The organism is Marinobacter salarius, assembly GCF_032922745.1.
Lineage (GTDB): Bacteria > Pseudomonadota > Gammaproteobacteria > Pseudomonadales > Oleiphilaceae > Marinobacter.
Window position 1 is genome coordinate 467,124 of the sequence record NZ_CP136693.1, and the last position, 19,805, is coordinate 486,928.

Sequence of the window (19,805 nt, forward strand, 5' to 3'; positions counted from 1 at the left end):
TCATTTCAGCAAAAAAATAAGCGGAGACAACGCGATGAGCACCATGAGTAAGTTCAAGAAACTGGCAGGATTTTCTGCGTTTGCCTTTGCCGCAATGACCGCGGCAAACTCGGTGAATGCTGCCAACTGGCGCTATGCACACGAAGAATACGAAGGTGACGTTCAAGACGTATTCGCTTACGACTTCAAGGAATACATCGAAGACAACTCAGACCACACGGTGCAGGTTTACCGCTTTGGCGAGCTGGGCGAATCCGACGACATCATGGAACAGACCCAGGCTGGCATTCTTAATTTCGTCAACCAGTCTCCCGGCTTCACAGGCTCACTGATTCCAGAAGCGCAGATTTTCTTCATTCCTTACCTGATGCCGACCGACATGGACACGGTGATCAAGTTCTTCCGCGAGAGTGAAGCGATCAATGAGGATTTCCCGGAACTGTATGCCCAGAACGGCCTGGAGCTTCTGCAGATGTACCCGGAAGGCGAAATGGTTGTAACGGTGGACGAGCCAGTCAGCAAGCCGGAAGACTTCAACAACAAGAAGATCCGTGTCATGACCAACCCGCTGCTGTCGGAAACCTATTCAGCGTTTGGTGCAACCCCCACGCCACTGCCTTGGGGTGAAGTGTACGGTGCTCTGCAGACCAACATGATCCAGGGCCAGGAAAACCCGATCTTCTGGATCGAATCCGGCGGTCTTTACGAAGTTTCCCCGAACCTTGTCTTCACCAGCCACGGTTGGTTCACGACTGCCATGATGGCCAACAAGAACTTCTACGACGGCTTGTCCGATGAAGACAAGAAGCTTGTTGAGGACGCCGCTGACTATGCGTTCGAGAAAATCATCGTACACATTGACGGCCTCGCTGACGAAGCCCTTGAGAAGATCAAGAAAGCCAGTGACGAAGTGACCGTTACCCGCCTGAACGACGAACAGATTGAAGCCTTCAAGGCCCGCGCACCGCAGGTTGAAGAGAAGTTCATCGAAATGACAGGTGAAGGCGGTAAAGAACTGCTGAACCAGTTCAAGGAAGACCTCAAAGAGGTTCAGAGCAACTGAACCTGAAGGAACCATTCCCGCCGGCCCTGCCCGGCGGGAATCTGTTTTAACCCCGCCCCGCCGGGGACCTCCTGCCGGCTGGGAGCGATATGTTCTGGAGCAACCCCCATGTCCGAGAACTCCCCGGATCTAGAAGACGATACCGGCACCTATGAGTCCGGCCTGCCCGGGTTTCTGGGAACCATTGATGAAGTTATTGCCAAAACTGAGGCCGTGATGCTCGCGGTTGGCGTCATCCTTATGGCCGTCAATACATGCATCAACGTTATTGCGCGCTTTGTCTTCGGTGAAGGCCTGTTTTTCTCTGGTGAGATCAACCGAATTCTTATCATCCTGATTACCTTTGCAGGTATTGGTTACGCGGCCCGCCATGGCCGTCATATCCGCATGTCTGCGGTTTACGATGCGATCCCCCCCAAAGGGCGCAAAGTACTGATGATTTTCATCGCCCTGTTTACCTCGTTGGTAATGTTCTTCCTCTGCTACCACTCCTATGGATACGTCGAGACCCTATACAGCCGTGGGCGAATTCTCCCTGCGTTGGGCTTTGAGATCTGGTGGATTTACGTTTGGGCGCCAGTGGGCTTTGCGATTACCGGCATTCAGTATTTCCTCACAGCGATCAAGAATCTCACCAGCAAGGATGTTTATCTCTCCACTGGTGTGATCGACGGCTACTCTGATAGTGAGTCGGAAGTCTGAACCTGCAGCTGCTTTAACAAAGGATAGAAACTCATGGCGACTATAATGATGGTAATCATGATCGGGCTGCTGCTCCTGGGCTTCCCGATGATGGTTCCGCTGATTACCGGTGCGGTGGTCGGTTTTGTAATGATGTTTGATGGCTTCGGCCAGATGGGCACGTTCGTCCAGCAAATGATGGGAGGTATCCGCCCAGCCTCTTTGATTGCTGTGCCCATGTTCATTCTGGCGGCTGATATCATGACTCGCGGGCAGTCCGCCGACCGCCTTATCCATATGGTGATGGCCTTTATCGGGCATATCAAAGGTGGGCTGGCGATCAGTACAGCCACCTCGTGTACCCTCTTTGGTGCGGTATCCGGCTCCACCCAGGCGACGGTTGTGGCTGTTGGTTCTCCCTTGCGCCCCAAACTGCTTAAAGCGGGCTATTCCGACTCGTTCTCACTGGCGCTGATCATCAATTCCAGTGACATTGCCTTTTTGATCCCCCCCAGTATCGGCTTCATTATCTACGGGGTTATTTCCGGAACCTCCATTGCCGAACTGTTCATTGCAGGCATCGGCCCGGGCGTCATGATTCTGATGATGTTTTCAATCTACTGCCTGATCTATGCATACATTAACAAGGTCCCCACCGAGGAAAGGGCCGGCTGGAGAGAACGGGGGGTCGCCGTCCGCGAAGCACTATGGCCTCTTTTCTTCCCGGTCATCATTGTTGGTGGTATCTACGGCGGTATTTTCAGCCCTACGGAGGCCGCCGCTGTGTGCGTGCTGTACGCCTTCTTACTCGAATTCGTGGTGTTCCGCTCGCTGAAATTGCCGGATATCTATCGGATTGCCAAGTCCACCGGCCTGATTACCGCTGTGGTTTTCATACTGGTTGCCGTGGGCAACGGCTTTTCCTGGATTATCTCGTTTGCACAGATTCCACAAACAATACTGGAAGCAGTTGGCGTCAATGAAGCCGGCCCGGTAGGTGTCCTGATTGCGATCTGTATCGCCTTCTTTGTTGCCTGCATGTTTGTTGACCCGATCGTGGTGATACTGGTGCTGACGCCGATCTTTGCACCGGCGATCGAAGCCACCGGTCTGGACCCAGTGCTCGTCGGGGTTCTGATTACACTGCAGGTCGCCATAGGCTCTGCAACGCCACCCTTTGGTTGTGACATATTCACCGCCATCGCCATATTCAAGCGCCCATACTGGGAAGTAATCCGTGGTACGCCACCGTTCGTCTTTATGCTGGTGGCAGCGGCCGGGCTGATCATCGCCTTCCCGCAAATTGCGCTGTTCCTTCGTGACGTTGCGTTCCGCTGAGGGATATAGAGACCGGACTTCAGGGAGAGTGAAATGTTCAAGAAAATTCTGGTGGCCGTTGACGGTTCCAAGTCATCCTTCAAGGCCATGGACAAGGCCATTGAGCTACAAAAACTCATGGACACCGAGATCTATCTGATCTGTGTTTACAAGCATCACAGCCTGTTTGAGGCATCTCTGTCGATTGGCCGGCCCGATAGCATGGATATCCCTGACAAGGTGCTATCGGAATACGCCAAGGAGATCGTCAACCATGCCAAGGAAAAGGCCAAGGAAAAGGGGGCGGTAAAGGTTCGGGGCTTTGTTAAAGCCGGCCGTCCTTCCAGCGTGATCGTCAAGTTTGCCAAGGACAAGGAGGTAGACCTGATTGTGGTCGGTACCCGGGGCACTCACAGCGATAAAGAGGGCATGCTGCTTGGCAGCGTGTCCCACCGCGTCGCTTCCAAGGCGAAATGTCCGGTGCTGGTAGTTTAACGACAACTGTTTAAGGAAGAACTATGACCACTATCGTAGATTCGCTGAACTCCATTCTGTGGGGCTACGTTCTGGTCTACGGCCTGCTGGGCGTTGGTGTCTTTTTCACCATCCGTCTGGGTTTTCTGCAATTCCTCAATTTTGGGGAAATGATCCGCGCCATTCGTGGCTCCCGTGACAGCGATGTCCACGGTATATCGCCGTTCCAGGCCCTATGCACCAGCCTTGCCTCTCGCGTGGGCACCGGCAACCTCGCCGGTGTCGCGGTGGCCCTGTATCTTGGCGGTGCTGGCGCCATCTTCTGGATGTGGATGGTCGCCCTGGTCGGTATGGCAACCGGCTACGCGGAGAGCACGCTGGCACAGCTCTACAAGGTACGTGATGGCAAAGGCCAGTATCGGGGTGGGCCTGCGGTCTACATAACCAAGGGCCTGAAGGCGCCGTGGGCGGGCAGTATTTTTGCCGTCTGCCTGATCCTGTCCTTCGGACTGGTCTTCAACGCTGTTCAGGCAAATTCCATTGCCGATGCCATGCAGGGTGCCTTTGGAGTGCCCAAGATTTGGGTTGGCATTGTGATCGCTGTTCTCGCGGGCATTGTCATCTTTGGTGGCCTGCGCTCCATCGTCCGGTTCGCAGAACTGGTAGTGCCGCTGATGGCGGGTCTCTATGTGCTTATTGCTCTGGTGATTATGGCCATTAACATCACTGAAGTGCCGGGCGTGCTGATGACCATCGTAAAGAGCGCCTTCGGGCTGGAAGAAGCCGCCGGCGGCGCAGCGGGTTCCATTACCGCCGCCATGCTCAATGGTATCAAGCGCGGGCTGTTCTCCAACGAGGCCGGCATGGGCTCGGCGCCCAACATTGCGGCAACGGCCACACCAGCGCCCCACCACCCGTCATCCCAGGGATTGGTGCAGGCGTTTGGCGTGTTTGTCGACACCATCATTATCTGCACCGCAACAGCAGTGATGATTTTGCTCTCCGGCGTCATGGAACCGGGCTCCGGCATTACCGGAACCCAGCTTACCCAGGATGCCATGCAAAGCCACATTGGCGAGTCTGGCGCCTATTTCATCGCCATTGCCATCCTGTTCTTTGCATTCACGTCCATTGTCGCCAACTACACCTACGCAGAGAATGCCCTGATTCACCTTGGCGGTGACAGTACCATCGCCATTACACTGCTTCGCTCTGCCGTCCTGGGGATGGTTGTATGGGGCAGTTACGAGGCGGTGGTGACTGTTTTCAACGCCGCTGACGCATCCATGGGTCTGATGGCAACCATCAACCTGATTGCCATTGTCATGCTTTCAGGTACGGTGGTGAAGCTGACAAAAGACTATCTTGCCCAGCGCAAACAGGGCGAGGTACCCCACTTCAAATCAAAAGACTACCCTGAGCTGCACGAAAAGATCGACGGCAACATCTGGCATTAGTACCCGTTCCGGCGCCTATGAAATTTCTACCCGGTCCCTGCCCGCCTCCTTGGCGCGGTAAAGGGCCCGGTCGGCAAGTCCCAGCAAGCTGTCTGGGGAATCGCTGCACTCGGGCCAGCTGGACACCCCCACCGATATGGTTACATGGCCCAACTCAAAGCCACCATGTTCCACCGGCATGGCACGGACGGCATGGGCCAGTTCTCGCGCCTTATCGTAAGCGGCTTTTGCGGTGGAGCCAGCCATGATGATGACAAACTCCTCGCCTCCAAAACGACAGACCACATCGCTGTCGCGGAAATGCCGCGCCAACACACCGGCCACGGCTTTCAGAGCAGAATCGCCGGCTTCGTGGCCATGAGTGTCGTTAAAGCGTTTGAAATGATCGATATCCACCATCAGCAGTGACAGCGGCTGGTCACCACGCAAGGCCACCGCCGACTCGTGCTCCAGAAGCTGATCAAAATAACGGCGATTCTTCAGGCCGGTGAGCGCATCCTCATACGAGTATTTCTGCAGTTCCTCCCGCAAGCTGATGCTTGAGAGCGCGATACCGATTTTCTGCACCCCCTGACTTAACGTCTGGAACAAGCGGGCCACGCCGTAATCCGTGCCGTCAGCCGCAAACTCGTCCGGCACTTCCACAAACAACAGCGCCATTGTCACCGCCCCCTCGGTTGCCGACTGCAGATTGATCCACAAACACAATGACTCATCCTCGTCCTTCTGCCACCCGGACCAGGACTGATCCAGGTCCTGAACATGGCGGGCCGGTATCTGGCTATGGGGCGGCGGGCCCTCAGGAGTTTCGATGCGCAATGGTGATTCCGGTTCCCCGGCATACCCCCAGCGAGTCAACAGTTCATAGGCGCTGCCGTTTTCCACACGCTGATATAGCCTTCCCCGCAGAGGGCTGCACAGGTCAGGAAGTCGTCGCGCCAGGATATGGAACGTCTGGTTGAGGCTGATGCAATCCTGCAGCTCCCCGTTGATGTCGTTCAGAACACGGGTTTTTTCATTCTCGAACGTGAGCAGCCTCACCCTGGCCTGCTCACGGCGAGCCAACGATTCCGCCTTCTGGGTTCGCTCTGTTACCTGCTGCTCCAGCGACAGGTTCAACCGATGGAGCGCCTGTTGGGTTCGTGCATAATGCCAAAGGGAAATCATCACTACGGCCAGCGAGAAGACCAGCGTTCCCCAACTGACCGGTACCCGCCCCCAGGGCAGGACGCCGTGGGCAACGGCCATATCCACCACCAACAGGCTGCAGAACACGCCATAAGCGGCGAGGATGATCTGCTGTTCAATCTTCAGTTGTCTGAACCGCTTTACGACAACGACCGTGACGGTTGCAAGGGACGCTAACAGCAGCGCATCAAACGGCGGGTACGTTGATGACAGGTCAACCACACCCATTAATGCCAGCCCTATCGCCACTACCGCGTAGACAAGGTGAATCTTCCAGACCAGATTAATCAACCAGGGCCGGCGATCACTGAACCACTGCTCCAGCAACAATGCCATGGCCACCGGCAGCATGTAGTAGGAACCAGCGGCCAGATAGTCCCACATCATCGGCCGGTTCCAGATCAACTGACTAGCCTGGCTGTCGGACAGAAGTAGAACAGCGGACGACAAAGAGAACAGGGCAATACTGCCGAAACTCTTCTTTTCCGTTTGCAACAGGGCAAAAATCATCGCTAGCAGGGCAATCAGGGCTGAAAAGCCGGAAATGACCAGGGCTTCGAGGGAGTTTTTCACAATAAACAGAGTCAGGGCCGGGCGCTCCATGATGGAGACTTCACCCCAAAGACCAATGTCGGTGTAATCAGAGAAAATGCGAAAGTAGATCGGCTTGCCCTCAAACCCTTCGGGCAGTGGGATCGCGTGCCAGGGCCAACCTTCGAAACGCCCCCGGCCCTGATCATCAAACGTGCCGTACTGGTAGATGTTCTCACCGTCGAGCCAGACCTGAACAATCAGATCGACACTGTAAATATACAGAACCGGCTCCCGCCACTCGCCCTCCGGAAGGGTGATGCGATACCACACATGTTCTTGTCCGTTGCGATCGGGCGGGTTGGATGGAAAGCTGATAGCGTTCCATTGCCAAGAGTCCTGACCCAGTACCCACTCGGGCACCCCCTCCTCGGTCAATGGAGAATCGCCCCACCGATATTCCCAGCCCTCGTCCAGGTCCACTGCCGCATGCGCCGCCGAAGACACCAAAAAGCTCAAAGCGATCAGGAGCATCAGCCTTACGGCATTTAGGGGGTACAACATCTGCATACAGCGGGCTTACCTGTCGCCAAATAGTACAGTAGTACAATTATACAACATCTATGGGTTTAAACTCGCTCAGGCGCGCAATAAACACAAGCACTAACTGCTCCTTTATACAACGATTTCAGCGCCCTTCGCCTATCCCCTGTCGCAAAACCGTCCAGCACTGGAAATGGGTTTCCGCCGAGGTACGCCAAGCGGTACTCTAGGCCAATGATCGATACCCACCCCACCTCGTTTAATGGCATAACACCCACTCCAGCCTGGGCTTTCCACCAGTATGAGCAGATCCGTCGCTGGCTGCCTGCGGGCCTGCCGACCTCAGAACAGCCTCGACCAGTCACGCTGGAGGATATGGCGCCGCTGGCGGACCGGTTCCAGGTATACGTGTTCGATGCCTTTGGGGTGCTGAATGCCGGACCCAGGGCCTTCCCCGCAGCCATTCAACGGTTTCGCGAGCTGCAACGAATGGGCAAACACGTCCAGATTCTCTCCAACGCGGCTACCGCCAGCCACGCCAGACTGGTGGAGAAGTATCGGCGCATGGGGTTCGACATCACGCCGGAACAGTTGATCTCCAGCCGCTGGTTGTTGGAGCAGTCTCTGTCCGACCGGGGACGCGAAGGCCTATGGGGTGTCATTGCCCCGGAGAATTCCGAACCGGACACGCTGCCGCTAGACTGGCAACCGGTGCGGCCCCCCGTCACGGAGCAACTGAAACGAAAACTGGATAGCTATGACGGCCTGATCATGCTCAGCAGCGAGGATTGGAACGAGAAGATGCAGGCGGCACTGGAGGCCACACTGACAGAACGGCCGAGGCCACTGGAAATCGCCAATCCAGATCTGGTGGCCCCCCGCGGCGACTGCCTGACGCTGGAACCCGGATTCTTCGCCCACCGGGCCCGTGAGGCCAGCGGTGTCCAACCGCAGTTCTACGGCAAGCCCTATGCACCTGCTTTCCAGGCCGTGCTTGAGCGCTTCGCGGACGTGCCGCCGGGGCAGATACTCATGGTGGGCGACACCCTTCATACGGACATCCTGGGCGGGCAGAACGCCGGCATGAAAACCCTGCTGGTGACGACCGAGGGCTCCCTGCAGGATATGGATATACCGCGCTGCATCGCGCAGTCTGGTATCGCGCCTGACTTTATCGCCCCGGAGATCTGATTTCCGGGGCGGATCAAGCCGTTTGCGGGTTTACTGCCCGGACTTCAGCATTTCCCAGTATTTGGTATAGACCTGCATGGCATCGTCACCCACGTCCTTCTGGAACTCGGCGTTGGTCAGGTCTTCCGGTGTCGGGTAGCTGGTGCGGTCGTTGGCCACTTCATCGCTCAACAATTCGCGGGCCGCAAGGTTGGGCGTGGCATAGCCGATGTCTTCACTGATCAGCGCGGAGATTTCCGGCCGCATGACAAAACTGATGAATTGATGGGCAGCGTCTGCATTCTCGGCGTTCTTGGGAATCACAAAGCTGTCGAGCCAGACAATGATGCCCTCTTCCGGATAGACGTATTCAAGGGACGGCATGTCCTCCTCACCCATCACGGCTTCACCATTCCAGATCATGCCGATGTCGGTCTCGCCTTCAAGATAGGGCATTCGCGGTGCATCCGAGTTGAAGGTACGCACCGCAGGCATCAGTTCGGTCAGCTTGTCATAAGCCGCCTCGATCTCTTCGGGATCGGTGCTGTTGCCAGAGTATCCGAGCACTCTCAGCCCGATGTGGAACACCTCGCGCATGTCGTTGGTGAGCATCACGCGGCCTTCGTATTTCTCGTCCCACAGATCCGACCAGGCCGTTACCTCTTCGCCCTCAACATCATTGGCATCGTAGGCCAGCCCTGTGGTGCCCCAGAGGTAGGGAACGCTGTATTGGTTTTCAGGGTCGATATCCAGGTTCGTCAGCTCGGGGTCGAGCTTTTCGAAGCCTTCCAGTTTCTCGTGGTTGATCTTTTCCAGCAGCCCTTCCTTACGCATTTTGTTGACGTAATAGGTGGAGGGCAGCGCCAGATCGTACTGGCCGCTGTCATCCAGAAGTTTCAGCCGCGCATACATAGCCTCATTGCTGTCATAGGTGGTGTAGACCACCTGGATACCGGTTTCCTCCTCAAAGCGGTCCAATACCTCCTGGGGCATGTACTCAGACCAGTTGTAGAGGTTCAGTACCTGCGGCTCTTCCTGCGAGCTGCATCCGGTCAGGGTTGCAGCCATCAGGCCCGCCAACGCCAGTTTCTTCATCGTTTGCTCCTTGTCAGTATCCATTGGGACAGCATCAACATTGCCAGGGAAAACACCAGCAGCAGGGTGCCCAGGGCATTCACTTCCGGCTTAAGGCCCACACGCACCATAGAGTAGATGCGAAGTGGCAGAATTTCATAGCTGGGACCACTCACAAAGGTGCTCACCACCACATCGTCCAGTGACAGGGTGAAGCCCAACAGCCATCCAGCCAGCAATGCTGGCATGATTACCGGAATCAGTACCGTGCGGGTCATGGTGAAATCATTGGCGCCCAAATCCCGCGCCGCTTCGGGCAGGCTTTCATCGAACCCGCTCAATCGTGCCATTACGGTGATCACCACAAATGGCAGGCAGAAGGTAACGTGGGCCAGCAGAAGAGAGACAAACCCCAGTTGCAGGCCCACCAACAGGAACAACGCCAGCAAAGAGATGGCCAATACAATCTCGGGCGACATCATCACCACAAACAGCATCCCGCGCAGCACACGCTTGCCACGAAAGCGATACCGGTGAAGAGCCAACGCTGTCAGCGCGCCAATAATGGTCGATACCGTGGCCGCCGCCAGTGCCAGCCAGAGGGAATTCCACATGGCCTGGACCATGGCGTGGTTATTGAACAGCGACTCGTACCATTGCAGACTGAGCCCGCCCCAGCGGTAACCGGTGCGGGAACTGTTAAACGAAAACACCACCAGCACCAGGATCGGCAGGTAGAGCAACACATACACCAGGGTGAGATAGGTTTTCGGCAGCCAGCGATTCATGCCCTGGCCTCCTCACCGAGCCGCCGCTGGCTGAGCCGGTGCGCAAACAGCAGGACAGCCATGGCAACCGTCAACAGAATGCTGGCGGCGGCACCGAAGGGCCAGTCACGGGCGTCCAGGAACTGGTTCTTGATGACATTGCCGACCAGCAGATTGCGGGAACCACCCAGTATGTCCGCCACGAAGAACAGGCCCATGGCGGGCAACAGCACCAGCATCACGCCCGCCAGCACGCCCGGCAAGGTCAGGGGTATCGTCACGTGCAGGAACGTCGAAAGCTTGCCCGCTCCCAGGTCGTGCGAGGCCATCAGCAGCTCTTTCCTCAGGTCATCGAACACGGAGTACAGAGGCAGGATCATGAACGGCAGCAGCAGGTATACCAGCCCGATGATCACAGCACCTTCGGTGTAGAGCATTCTCAGCGGCTCGTCGATCAGCCCCAACCCCATGAGTGCATTGTTGATCAGGCCGTTGGTGGCCAGCAGCAGTTTCAGGGCGTAGGTGCGCACCAGGGAATTGGTCCAGAAAGGCACAATCAACAGGAAAATCAGCAGCATCTGGCGCTGTTTGCCCAGGCCCGATAATGCCCAGGCAAAGGGATATCCTATCAGCAGGCAGAAGACGGTCGTCATGCCGGCCATGTAGAGGGAGTTCAGGAACACGTCCAGGTACAGCGGGTCGAACAACTGCCGGTAACTGTCCAGGTTCAGCGGCAACGAGAGGAAGGTGCCGGGGTCTCGTGTCATCACACTGGCCCCCACCACCAGTAGGTTCGGGGTGAGCACAAGAAGCAACAACCAGCCCCAGACCAGAATCAGCACTGCGGTTTTGAAGGGCTGCTGTAACACCCTATGCATTCGTACTCAGCCCTTCTTCTGCGTCGTTGTTGACGGGCTCCAGTTCAACCGGCAATAACCATTCCCAGCCGTCGACCCAACTGACCCGCACGGGCTCGCCCAGTTTATAGTCAAAGGCAGGATCGTCCTCATCAAAAAACTCACTGGCCAGCACTTCAGTACCGTCCTCAAGATGAATCACTGAGTCCAGCGTGCTGCCCTTGTAGTTTCGCTCCACAATCCTGCCGGCCAGACCCTTTTCGTCTTCAGGAGCCAGCACACGAATATCCTCCGGACGCAGCAGGACATTCACCTGCTCACCTTTGCGCAGCGTAAACCCGGGCTTCTGAAGGGTACGGCTCAGGCCCAGGATATCCAGGGTAATGCCAGTATCTTCAACCGAGGTCAGATATCCCGGAAAGAGGTTGGTCTCCCCAACGAAGCGCGCTGTAAAGAGATTGGCGGGCCGCTCATAGATTTCCCGGGGCGTACCCAGCTGTTGAATCGCGCCGTCTTTCAGGACCACCACCCGATCCGACATCGACAGGGCTTCTTCCTGATCGTGGGTCACGAATACAAACGTGATGCCCAGTTCCCGTTGCAGTCGCTTCAACTCCACCTGCATGGTCCGGCGTAACTTGTAGTCAAGCGCAGACAGAGGCTCATCCAGCAACAGAAGTTGCGGACGCTTGACCACGGCACGGGCAATGGCCACCCGTTGCTGCTGTCCACCAGAGAGCTGATGCGGTTTGCGGCGGGCGAAATCCTGCAGTTGCACCATGGCAAGCACTTCATCCACGCGCTGGCGAATTTCGTCCCTGTGCCGTTTCTCCATCTTCAGGCCATAGGCGACGTTGTCGTACACCGACATATGGGGAAACAACGCGTAGTTCTGGAACACGGTATTCAGGGGGCGGTGTTCGGGGGCGGCATGGGTAATGTCATGGCCAGACAGGCTGACTGCCCCGGTGTCTGGCTGCTCAAAACCCGCCATCAGGCGCAGCAGGGTGGTTTTGCCGCAACCCGACGGCCCCAGAAGAGTGATGAACTCGCCGTCCAGGATGTCCAGGTCCAGCGAGTTCAACACGGTTTTGTCGTCAAACGCCTTGGAGACGTTTTTCAACGAGAGAAGCGTCTCTTTCATTCACCCGAAACGCTGTTCAGATAGGCCTTATCGGAAATGTTGGTCCACTGACGAACCTGCTTCAGATAATCCTGCTGGGAAGTGATGATTTCCCGTGCCAGTTCATCCTTCTCCGCCTCTTCGGCCAACAGCTTCTCTGTGGCATCACGAAGCGCTTCAATGACCTCTGGCGGGAAGGTTTTATGGGTGACATCCGGATAGTCTTCCTTCATACGATCCCAGGCCACGCCACTTTCATGCATGCTCTGGATGTACATGTCGTAGGCGGCGGTCCGCATAGCCACCCGCAGTACTTCCTGGAGCTCTTCGGGAAGCTTGTTCCAGGTTTTCTCGTTAATCAGGAACTGAACTTCAGCGCCAGGCTCCTGCCAGCCGGAGTAGTAGTACTTTGCGATCTGATGGAAGCCCATCTGAAAATCCAGTGCCGGGCCGACCCACTCCAGAGCGTCAATCGTGCCTCGCTCCAGCGCGCTGTAGAGCTCCCCGGGAGGGATGTTGGTCACCGCAACGCCCACTTCGGACATCACTTCGCCGGCGAACCCGGGTGTGCGCATTTTCAAACCCTGGAGGTCCTCAACACTGTTGATTTCCTCGCGGAACCAGCCACCCATCTGGTTGCCGGTATTGCCACCGGGGAACGACAGCAAGCCATGGGGACGATATACCTTTTCCATCAATTCCATGCCGCCACCGTAGTAAAACCAGGCGTATTGCTCAGGTGCAATCATCCCGAAGGGAACGGTGGTGAAATACATGGCATTGGGAATCGAGCCTTTGTAGTAATACGAGGCGGTATGCCCCATATCGTACTGGCCCGCCTTCACCATATCGAAAATACCGAATGGCGCCTTGTGCTTGTTGGATGAGTCAATGCGAAACTGCAGGCGGCCGCCCGACATCTTCTCAGCCATCGAGGCCATGTGGCGCGTTGTTTCACCCAGAATCGGAGAGTTGGGCCCCCAGGTTTCTGCGAGGCGAAGCGTATAGGTTTCCTGGGCCGACAGCGACGCGCTTGCCAGCGCGAACACCAATGCCAGGACGGTCATGAAAGATTTGCGAATAGTCATAGCGAGGTCAGGTTCCGTTTTTTGTAGTGGTCGGATCAGATCGCCCACATCATAGCTTGCTGGCCGGCTGACGCCAATCGTCGACCGACCAGAAGCAACGGTTCTATACCTTGAACTGGCCTACCAGCTCACGCAGACTCTCACCAAGCCGCGCCAACTCGTGGCTTGCCTCGTTGGTCTGGTTCACACCCGTATCGCTACGCTGCGCCGCGTCCACGATGCGCACCACGTTCTGGTTGATTTCCTCGGCCACCTGGCTTTGCTGTTCCGCCGCGGTGGCAATCTGGGTCACCTGATCATGAATATGGCCCACAGACTTCTCAATGGTGCGCAGGGCGTCAGTGGCGTGATTAATGCGCTCAACCGTTTCACTGGAGCGTTGGCGGGACGCGTCCATCCGCTCGACCGCCGCGCGGGACTCGGTCACGAAGCCGTCAATCATACCGCGAATCTGATCAGCGGATTCCGCACTGCGTTTGGCCAGCTGGCGGACTTCATCGGCAACCACCGAGAAACCACGGCCATGCTCACCGGCCCGGGCGGCCTCAATGGCTGCGTTGAGGGCCAGCAGGTTGGTTTGGTCAGTGACGGCGTGGATGACGTCCAGCACCTGGGTAATCTCGTCGGTTTTCTCAGCCAGATTACTGATACGGCCAGAGCTGGACTCAATCTCCTCCGACAACTGATTGACGGACGCCTGTGCGTTGGCAATGGTCTCGCCACCATCCCGTGCAAGCCTGTCGGCGTCAGAGGCGGCACTTTCCACCGAGTTGGCATTGCCGGAAATCTGCTGGATCGTGGCCGCCATCTCATTAATGGCGGAGGCAATCTGATCGGTTTCCGAACCCTGCTCCTGTACCGACGCACGGGTTTCATTGGCAACACGGCTGAGCTCTTCCGCGGCCGAGGCAACCTGGTCAGTGGTCGCGCCGACATCGCGGATGGTGTCCTGGATTTTCACCACGAAGGCGTTGAAGCGACGCCCAAGCTCGGCGAGTTCGTCGTTTCCTTCGTCCGGCAGACGGTGGCGGAGGTCGCCCTCACCCTCGGCGATGTCCTTCATCATGGCAGTAACGGTGTTCAACGGTTTCGTCACCGTACGACCGACAAACACACCGATGAGCAATGCGATGACGACCACAATCACAGTAACCAGAACGATAAAACCGAGGGTTTCGGCTATCTCCGCTTCAATATCCGCGCGTGCGGCAGAAACCACTTCCGCGATATCGGTGACATACACACCGGTCCCGATCATCCAGCCCCAATCGGGAACAATTGTGGTAAATGACACCTTGGGTTCAACCTCGCCGGAGGCGGGGTTGGGCCAGTCATAACCAAAAAAGCCATCCTTCCGTGCCGCTTCGAACAGTGATCGTATCAGCTTCTGAACATCTGGATTGGTCGTAGGTCCTTCCCGGGAAGGATCCGGCGCGTAGGCCAGGTTTTCCAGATCTTTGGCATACGCAAAAATATAGTTGCCGCCCCCAAATCGGATGGAGCGTAGACGATCCCTTGCCGCTTCACGGGCCTCGGCATCCGAAAGGTCCGGATCGTTCTTCGCGTCCAGCACCACGGAACGGGCGGTATCCACCAGATTCTTCAACCCTTCCTTGCGGGCACTGAGCAAACTTGCTTCCAGGCGCTCAAGCTCGGCCTCACCACCGCTTTTGATCTGGGCGACCGTAATCCAGGCAAGGGTTGCCGCCGTAATGACCACCGGGACCAGAACGCCCAGCAGAAGACGAGAACGTATGCGTAACCGGCTCAGCAATGTCATCAAGAAGTTCTCCGTATGAGATCAAATGTTCAGCGTAATTATCCACAACCGGGCACCCAGGGTGTGTTCCAGTTTGTAATACCGGTGTGTACGTATTCGGGGTGTAAAGCTGCGACAGTGCCACAACTCTTTCATGCATTTGCTTTTATTGTATAAAGTCTTAACGGCCGGTAGCTGATGAACTTGAACCAGCGTTAGACTAAAGATCTAGTCCCAAACGTCCAATTCATCAAACCTGGCCCAATAAAACCAGTTTCAGGGGCACGGATGAAGCACCTCTATCTGATTCGCCACGCCAAATCCAGCTGGGCCGATGATGGCCTTCGTGATCACCAGCGCCCCCTCAACAACCGGGGTCTGAAACAGCTGGCTCCCATGGGCAGGGCAATCCTTGCGGATGGGGCGTTCGATGGAACGGTCTATTGCAGCAATGCCACCCGCGCGCAACAAACCCTGGAAGGCCTGATCCCGAGCAACCATCAACACGCCGTCAAACTGGCGCCTGTTCTATACACGTTTAACCATGAGGTCGTGCTCGACTGGTTGCGCGACCGGGACGAAGACAGCATTACCCTGATTGGCCACAACCCTGCGCTGGAGGAACTGGCGAGCTTACTGCTAAAACACGCACCCGATAGCTTCCCCACGTGTAGCTACATGCACATCACCCTGCCAATAGAGCACTGGCGCGAGATAGGCAACAACAGGGGCCGACTTGAAAGGTTCCTGACGCCCAAAGACGTCAGCTATGAGCAGCTTCATCGAAAACGGACGAAAATCCATATCGATGAGCACTCGCCCCTGGCAGGGCATATCCCGGAATCGCTGTTACACCAGTATCAACGCATCAGGGATCTGGAGCCCGGCGTATTGCAGGGATACGACGACGAGTTTCTGCATCAGTATCGCATTGCCATCCGCCGCAGCCGGGCCATCGCTGAAGCGGTTGTGGACATCCGTGGAGACGGCGATTTACGCAAGGCCGTCAAGGTATTGAAGCGGCATGGCCAAGCCACCAGCCGGCTCAGAGACCTTCACGTATTACTGGGTGACCTGGCGCAATGGCCATTGGAGGAAGATACCCAGTTGGCCCTGGTGAGCTCCGGCGCCCGCAGCCATTTTGCCAACCTGGCAGACGTTGAACACCAGGAACTGACCAAACGCCTGAACAGTAGGCAATACCGCAAAGACATGGATGACTGGCGCCAGCTTCTCTCCTCCCGCCACTTGACGAAGGAAACCCGGAAACTGGCCACCGAAGACATCCGCAAAGCCCTGGAAAAGCACATACACAAGCACGACGCCGTGGCGTGGCAACTGAACGAACAGTCCCCGGACGATCACTTTCACGACCTACGCAAACGGCTGAAACGCATACGCTACCTGGCCGAGTTGAACAAACCGGCGTTCCGCGACAGGCTCAGGCAGTTAAAACATCGACAACAACGGTTCGGTGACTTCCAGGACCTGCACGTGCAGATTGACATGCTGTTGGACTTTCGCGATCGCATTGCCACGGAGCCTGACATGCTGGCGCCCGTGGCGGGCCTGAACACGCTGATCTCAAACCTTGCCGAAGAGAAAAGTCGGGTACGGACTGACATACTGACCCTCAGCGGAATTGGCTGACACCCCGCTATTTGGGGGCAGGACTCATCCCACGCCCCATCCAGGCCGACCAGGAATAAAGCCCCAGCGCCACCCAGATCATCACGAAGCTCGCCAGCTTCTCCCCACTCATGGGTTCATCAAACACAAACAGCGCGATGAAAAACTGCAGCGTGGGGTTGATGTACATCAGAAAGCCCACGGTTGCCAAACGTAGCCGGCGGGCTGCACCTGCGAAGAACAACAGGGGGATGGCCGTGACGATACCGCTGGACATCAAAAGCAAGGCAATGGTGATGTTGTCATTGAAGTGGGATTCTCCGGCCGAGCCCAGAACCCCAAGAGCCAGCAGGCCGACCGGTAACAGAAGCAGCGTCTCAACAAACAGGCCCGAAAGACCATCCAACTCCACCTGCTTTCGAAGCAGGCCGTAGGTTCCGAAACTGAACGCAAGTACCAGGGTGATCCAGGGCACCACGCCCAACAGAAAAAGCTGATAAAGGATGGCGATGGTCGCCAATGCAACCGCCACAATTTGCAGTCGGGTAATGCTCTCCCGCAGCACCAGCATGCCCAGGCCGACATTCACCAGGGGCGTAAGGAAATACCCCAGGCTCGCCTGGAGCACATGACGGGTTTCCACGGCATAGATATAGACCCCCCAGTTCAGCGCAATGAACACCGCACAGCCGAATACGAAGCCAAGCTTTTTAGGGCGCGCCAACGCCGCAGTGATGGGTTTCCAGCGCCCCAGGAAGCTCACCACGATGGCGAGAAAAACACAGGACCAGACGATCCGGTGCACCAGCACTTCGTAGGATGGCACCCCCTCGAAAAGGGCGAAATAAATGGGGAAACATCCCCATAAGGTATAGGCAGCCAGGCCGAAGCCTACGCCTTTTGCCGCATCAGGCGTAGCCTGTTTCACAGGCAACAGGCCTTATATTTTCTGCCACTCCCGCAGGGGCAGGATTCGTTCCGGCCAGGCTTGAGGGCCCCTTCGCGGGTATCGCCCGACACGTAATACCAGCGCCCATCGTCGCGGATAAAGCGAGAGTCCTCTTCCAGATACCCCCAGCCGCCGCCTGCCCGGTAAAGGGCGCGAAAGTGCACCGTGCCTTCGTGTTCACCTTCATCTGATGACAGCACCTGCAGCGATACCCACTTCGGCGCCTCGGTCAGATCAAGGTCTTGGGGCCGGGTGCTGGTGTGCCATGTGGCTTTCAGATAGTCCATCAGATTCAGTACAAACGCGCTGTAGCGAGATCGCATAAGGGCTTCCGGTGAAGATGCCGGTTTGCCCTGATGGCATGGCTCGCAACAAGTGCTGTACGGTTGGCGGCTGCCACAGGGGCAGTCGTCCGGGGTAATCTCTGGCGCCATCGGGTCGTCCTCATCGCCGGTTAATGCTGTTCACGGACCCGGCAGACCCAGGACACGTAAATGGTTCATTTTAACAGTTTTAGTTGCCCTGCGGCTGTGCTATCAACAATCATCAACTGACCTGATCGAGTAGCCCGATTGTGACTGACCTCTCCCTGCTGCAGATACTCCTTGCTAACCTGGCTTTGCTGGCCGGCGCCTGTTTGCAGGGCGTGGCAGGTTATGGCATCGGTACGCTGGCGGCACCATTGCTGTTCCTGATCAGCCCCATGCTGATACCGGCGCCGCTGGTTCTGAACGCCGTGGTGCTGACGATTCTCATGCTACTGAGGAACCGGGGCGCGTTACAGGTCCGCGAGGTGCGTTTTGCCATTGGCGGGGGCGTTGGCGGCATGATCCTGGCCGGGATTACGCTGATGCTGATCTCACCCACGGGATTCGAGCTGGCGTTCGGCGTTCTGATCCTGATTGGCGTATTACTGAGTGCAGGGGGTTTGCGACCTGCCCTGAACGCTCGTAACAGTGTCCTCGCTGGAGCTGCGTCCACCTATATGGGAACGATTACCGCCGTCGGCGGCCCACCAATTGCGCTGATCTACCAAAACGAAAAGGGCCCGCTGGTGCGTGCCAACATGTCGGCTTTTTTTCTGGTGGCAAGTTTTTTCAGCCTCGCCGCATTGCTCGCGTCCGGCTACCTCGGAGAGCGGGAACTGCGCTTGTTTGCCGTCACCTTCCCGGGCGTGCTGATCGGTTTCTGGCTGTCTGGCAAGCTGGTGAATCGCATGCCGTTCGACGGACTGCGCCCCGTCATCCTGGGTATCGCCGCCGTCGCCGGTGTGGCGGCATTGGTTCGTGGCCTGAATTCGCTTTGAGACCCACCTCATTCAGCCCATAGGCGCGCCCGGAAGTGACTTCGCCTCCACAACACCGCAATCCATAGGGCGTGAAGGTTGATCAGGAACGCCAGCACCCATTCGAAGGCATCGTCGATCTGGTCGTGAACTTCCGGTACCACGGCGTCCACGATCAACGAGAGTATGCCAACGGCCAGTGCCAGCTCGCATAACCATAGCAGGCGCTTGCCACTTTGATGCCATCCGGGGTGCCCCTTCAGGGCCGAGCTGACCAACAACTGGGCAATATAAGTCAGTGAAAAGTAGAGCACCACACCAACACGGCGAATGAGATTGAAGCCATCGCCTTCATGACCCAGCGCCAAGGTATAGGCCGCCAGAGAGACACAGGCCACAAGGCCCAACCAGGGAATCCAGGGCCGCCCCCTGCTGGTCGCACCCAGTTGTAACAGCCATTGGCTGTTGAGGAACCAGAACAGGATGCCCAGAATCGCTGCCGGCAACATGGTGCCCTTGAAGATGAAATAGGACGTACCGTACCGGCCCGTGCGGCTGATGCTCGTGCAACTGTCCCAATAGGGAATGCACCAGGAAATATGCCCCTCCAGCACCGACACCGCAAAGGTTGTGTGTATGGTGATCAGCGGCGTCAACGCGGCGGCCATGGCCAGCCACCACAGTGGAATACCATTCTTCACGTTGGTCATAGCATTGCCCTCAATCCTCGGAAACGCGAAACCTGAAATAGTATGCTGGCCAGCGTTTGCTATACTTGGACTACAAATACGTCGCTTATCGTTACAGCATTTGACAATGTTTTAGGAACCACGCGATACATAAAAGCGTC

Annotated in this window: 18 protein-coding genes; 8 read left to right on the forward strand and 10 right to left on the reverse strand. The window is 56.8% G+C overall.

Annotated features, from left to right (window positions below; translation table 11 throughout):
- The first annotated feature begins 34 nt into the window (after nt 1–34).
- From dctP to R1T46_RS02200, 5 genes are all read left to right on the forward strand, one after another.
- A complete protein-coding gene (dctP, locus tag R1T46_RS02180; protein WP_317307180.1) occupies nt 35–1,063 on the forward strand; it encodes a TRAP transporter substrate-binding protein DctP in 1,029 nt (342 codons plus the stop codon).
- 108 nt (nt 1,064–1,171) lie between these two features.
- Nucleotides 1,172–1,765, forward strand: a complete 594-nt coding sequence (locus R1T46_RS02185) for a TRAP transporter small permease (protein ID WP_036202413.1) — start codon at nt 1,172–1,174, stop codon at nt 1,763–1,765.
- 33 nt (nt 1,766–1,798) lie between these two features.
- A complete protein-coding gene (locus R1T46_RS02190) occupies nt 1,799–3,082 on the forward strand; it encodes a TRAP transporter large permease (protein WP_075195427.1) in 1,284 nt (427 codons plus the stop codon).
- A 33-nt stretch (nt 3,083–3,115) separates the two neighbouring features.
- Nucleotides 3,116–3,556 (forward strand): universal stress protein, encoded by a 441-nt coding sequence (locus R1T46_RS02195; protein ID WP_041333611.1) that lies wholly within the window; start codon nt 3,116–3,118, stop codon nt 3,554–3,556.
- Nucleotides 3,557–3,579: 23 nt separating this feature from the next.
- The gene (locus tag R1T46_RS02200) at nt 3,580–4,992 is read left to right on the forward strand and encodes an alanine/glycine:cation symporter family protein (protein ID WP_075195428.1); all 1,413 of its coding nucleotides are present in this window, start codon (nt 3,580–3,582) and stop codon (nt 4,990–4,992) included.
- 15 nt (nt 4,993–5,007) lie between these two features.
- Here R1T46_RS02200 and R1T46_RS02205 read toward each other — a convergent pair whose 3' ends face one another.
- The gene (locus R1T46_RS02205; protein WP_317307181.1) at nt 5,008–7,281 is read right to left on the reverse strand and encodes a GGDEF domain-containing protein; all 2,274 of its coding nucleotides are present in this window, start codon (nt 7,279–7,281) and stop codon (nt 5,008–5,010) included.
- 207 nt (nt 7,282–7,488) lie between these two features.
- Here R1T46_RS02205 and R1T46_RS02210 point away from each other — a divergent pair, with 207 nt between their 5' ends.
- Nucleotides 7,489–8,445, forward strand: a complete 957-nt coding sequence (locus R1T46_RS02210) for an HAD-IIA family hydrolase (RefSeq protein WP_317307182.1) — start codon at nt 7,489–7,491, stop codon at nt 8,443–8,445.
- A gap of 30 nt (nt 8,446–8,475) precedes the next feature.
- Here R1T46_RS02210 and R1T46_RS02215 read toward each other — a convergent pair whose 3' ends face one another.
- From R1T46_RS02215 to R1T46_RS02240, 6 genes are all read right to left on the reverse strand, one after another.
- The gene (locus R1T46_RS02215) at nt 8,476–9,519 is read right to left on the reverse strand and encodes a PotD/PotF family extracellular solute-binding protein (protein WP_041333606.1); all 1,044 of its coding nucleotides are present in this window, start codon (nt 9,517–9,519) and stop codon (nt 8,476–8,478) included.
- Nucleotides 9,516–10,286, reverse strand: coding sequence for a spermidine/putrescine ABC transporter permease PotC (gene potC, locus R1T46_RS02220; RefSeq protein WP_041333605.1), 771 nt, complete (start codon nt 10,284–10,286; stop codon nt 9,516–9,518). Before potC ends, R1T46_RS02215 begins: the two co-directional genes overlap by 4 nt.
- Complete coding sequence (potB, locus tag R1T46_RS02225; protein ID WP_075195436.1) at nt 10,283–11,143, reverse strand: spermidine/putrescine ABC transporter permease PotB; 861 nt, start codon at nt 11,141–11,143, stop codon at nt 10,283–10,285. Before potB ends, potC begins: the two co-directional genes overlap by 4 nt.
- The gene (gene potA, locus R1T46_RS02230; RefSeq protein WP_317307183.1) at nt 11,136–12,266 is read right to left on the reverse strand and encodes a spermidine/putrescine ABC transporter ATP-binding protein PotA; all 1,131 of its coding nucleotides are present in this window, start codon (nt 12,264–12,266) and stop codon (nt 11,136–11,138) included. The genes potB and potA overlap by 8 nt, the downstream gene beginning before the upstream one ends.
- On the reverse strand, nt 12,263–13,333 hold the full coding sequence (locus R1T46_RS02235) for a TRAP transporter substrate-binding protein (RefSeq protein ID WP_075195438.1): 1,071 nt from the start codon (nt 13,331–13,333) through the stop codon (nt 12,263–12,265). The genes potA and R1T46_RS02235 overlap by 4 nt, the downstream gene beginning before the upstream one ends.
- 103 nt (nt 13,334–13,436) lie before the next feature.
- Nucleotides 13,437–15,113, reverse strand: a complete 1,677-nt coding sequence (locus tag R1T46_RS02240) for a methyl-accepting chemotaxis protein (protein ID WP_127402317.1) — start codon at nt 15,111–15,113, stop codon at nt 13,437–13,439.
- Between the two features lie 267 nt (nt 15,114–15,380).
- Here R1T46_RS02240 and R1T46_RS02245 point away from each other — a divergent pair, with 267 nt between their 5' ends.
- Entirely contained in the window at nt 15,381–16,742 is a 1,362-nt protein-coding gene (locus R1T46_RS02245; RefSeq protein ID WP_317307184.1) for a CHAD domain-containing protein, read from the forward strand.
- A gap of 7 nt (nt 16,743–16,749) precedes the next feature.
- On the opposite strand, the gene rarD is transcribed toward R1T46_RS02245, so the two are convergent.
- Together rarD and R1T46_RS02255 are read right to left on the reverse strand one after the other, a co-directional pair.
- Entirely contained in the window at nt 16,750–17,649 is a 900-nt protein-coding gene (gene rarD / locus R1T46_RS02250; protein WP_317307185.1) for an EamA family transporter RarD, read from the reverse strand.
- Entirely contained in the window at nt 17,646–18,104 is a 459-nt protein-coding gene (locus R1T46_RS02255; RefSeq protein WP_317307186.1) for a YchJ family protein, read from the reverse strand. The genes rarD and R1T46_RS02255 overlap by 4 nt, the downstream gene beginning before the upstream one ends.
- Before the next feature lie 140 nt (nt 18,105–18,244).
- Between R1T46_RS02255 and R1T46_RS02260 the strand changes: the two genes are divergently transcribed.
- A complete protein-coding gene (locus tag R1T46_RS02260; protein WP_317307187.1) occupies nt 18,245–18,976 on the forward strand; it encodes a sulfite exporter TauE/SafE family protein in 732 nt (243 codons plus the stop codon).
- Nucleotides 18,977–18,984: 8 nt separating this feature from the next.
- Here the strand turns inward: R1T46_RS02260 and R1T46_RS02265 are convergent, their stop codons facing one another.
- Nucleotides 18,985–19,665: a hypothetical protein gene (locus tag R1T46_RS02265; protein WP_317307188.1), complete on the reverse strand. Its 681-nt coding sequence runs from the start codon at nt 19,663–19,665 to the stop codon at nt 18,985–18,987.
- Nucleotides 19,666–19,805 lie beyond the last annotated feature (140 nt).

Coding starts and splice junctions, on each gene's coding strand:
- R1T46_RS02185 (WP_036202413.1), top strand. CDS start 1,172: ATGTCCGAGAACTCCCCGGATCTAGAAGACGATACCGGCACCTATGAG.
- R1T46_RS02255 (WP_317307186.1), bottom strand. CDS start 18,104: ATGGCGCCAGAGATTACCCCGGACGACTGCCCCTGTGGCAGCCGCCAA.
- R1T46_RS02245 (WP_317307184.1), top strand. CDS start 15,381: ATGAAGCACCTCTATCTGATTCGCCACGCCAAATCCAGCTGGGCCGAT.
- R1T46_RS02265 (WP_317307188.1), bottom strand. CDS start 19,665: ATGACCAACGTGAAGAATGGTATTCCACTGTGGTGGCTGGCCATGGCC.
- R1T46_RS02190 (WP_075195427.1), top strand. CDS start 1,799: ATGGCGACTATAATGATGGTAATCATGATCGGGCTGCTGCTCCTGGGC.
- R1T46_RS02240 (WP_127402317.1), bottom strand. CDS start 15,113: ATGACATTGCTGAGCCGGTTACGCATACGTTCTCGTCTTCTGCTGGGC.
- dctP (WP_317307180.1), top strand. CDS start 35: ATGAGCACCATGAGTAAGTTCAAGAAACTGGCAGGATTTTCTGCGTTT.
- potC (WP_041333605.1), bottom strand. CDS start 10,286: ATGAATCGCTGGCTGCCGAAAACCTATCTCACCCTGGTGTATGTGTTG.
- R1T46_RS02235 (WP_075195438.1), bottom strand. CDS start 13,333: ATGACTATTCGCAAATCTTTCATGACCGTCCTGGCATTGGTGTTCGCG.
- R1T46_RS02205 (WP_317307181.1), bottom strand. CDS start 7,281: ATGCAGATGTTGTACCCCCTAAATGCCGTAAGGCTGATGCTCCTGATC.
- potB (WP_075195436.1), bottom strand. CDS start 11,143: ATGCATAGGGTGTTACAGCAGCCCTTCAAAACCGCAGTGCTGATTCTG.
- R1T46_RS02210 (WP_317307182.1), top strand. CDS start 7,489: ATGATCGATACCCACCCCACCTCGTTTAATGGCATAACACCCACTCCA.
- R1T46_RS02195 (WP_041333611.1), top strand. CDS start 3,116: ATGTTCAAGAAAATTCTGGTGGCCGTTGACGGTTCCAAGTCATCCTTC.
- potA (WP_317307183.1), bottom strand. CDS start 12,266: ATGAAAGAGACGCTTCTCTCGTTGAAAAACGTCTCCAAGGCGTTTGAC.
- R1T46_RS02215 (WP_041333606.1), bottom strand. CDS start 9,519: ATGAAGAAACTGGCGTTGGCGGGCCTGATGGCTGCAACCCTGACCGGA.
- R1T46_RS02200 (WP_075195428.1), top strand. CDS start 3,580: ATGACCACTATCGTAGATTCGCTGAACTCCATTCTGTGGGGCTACGTT.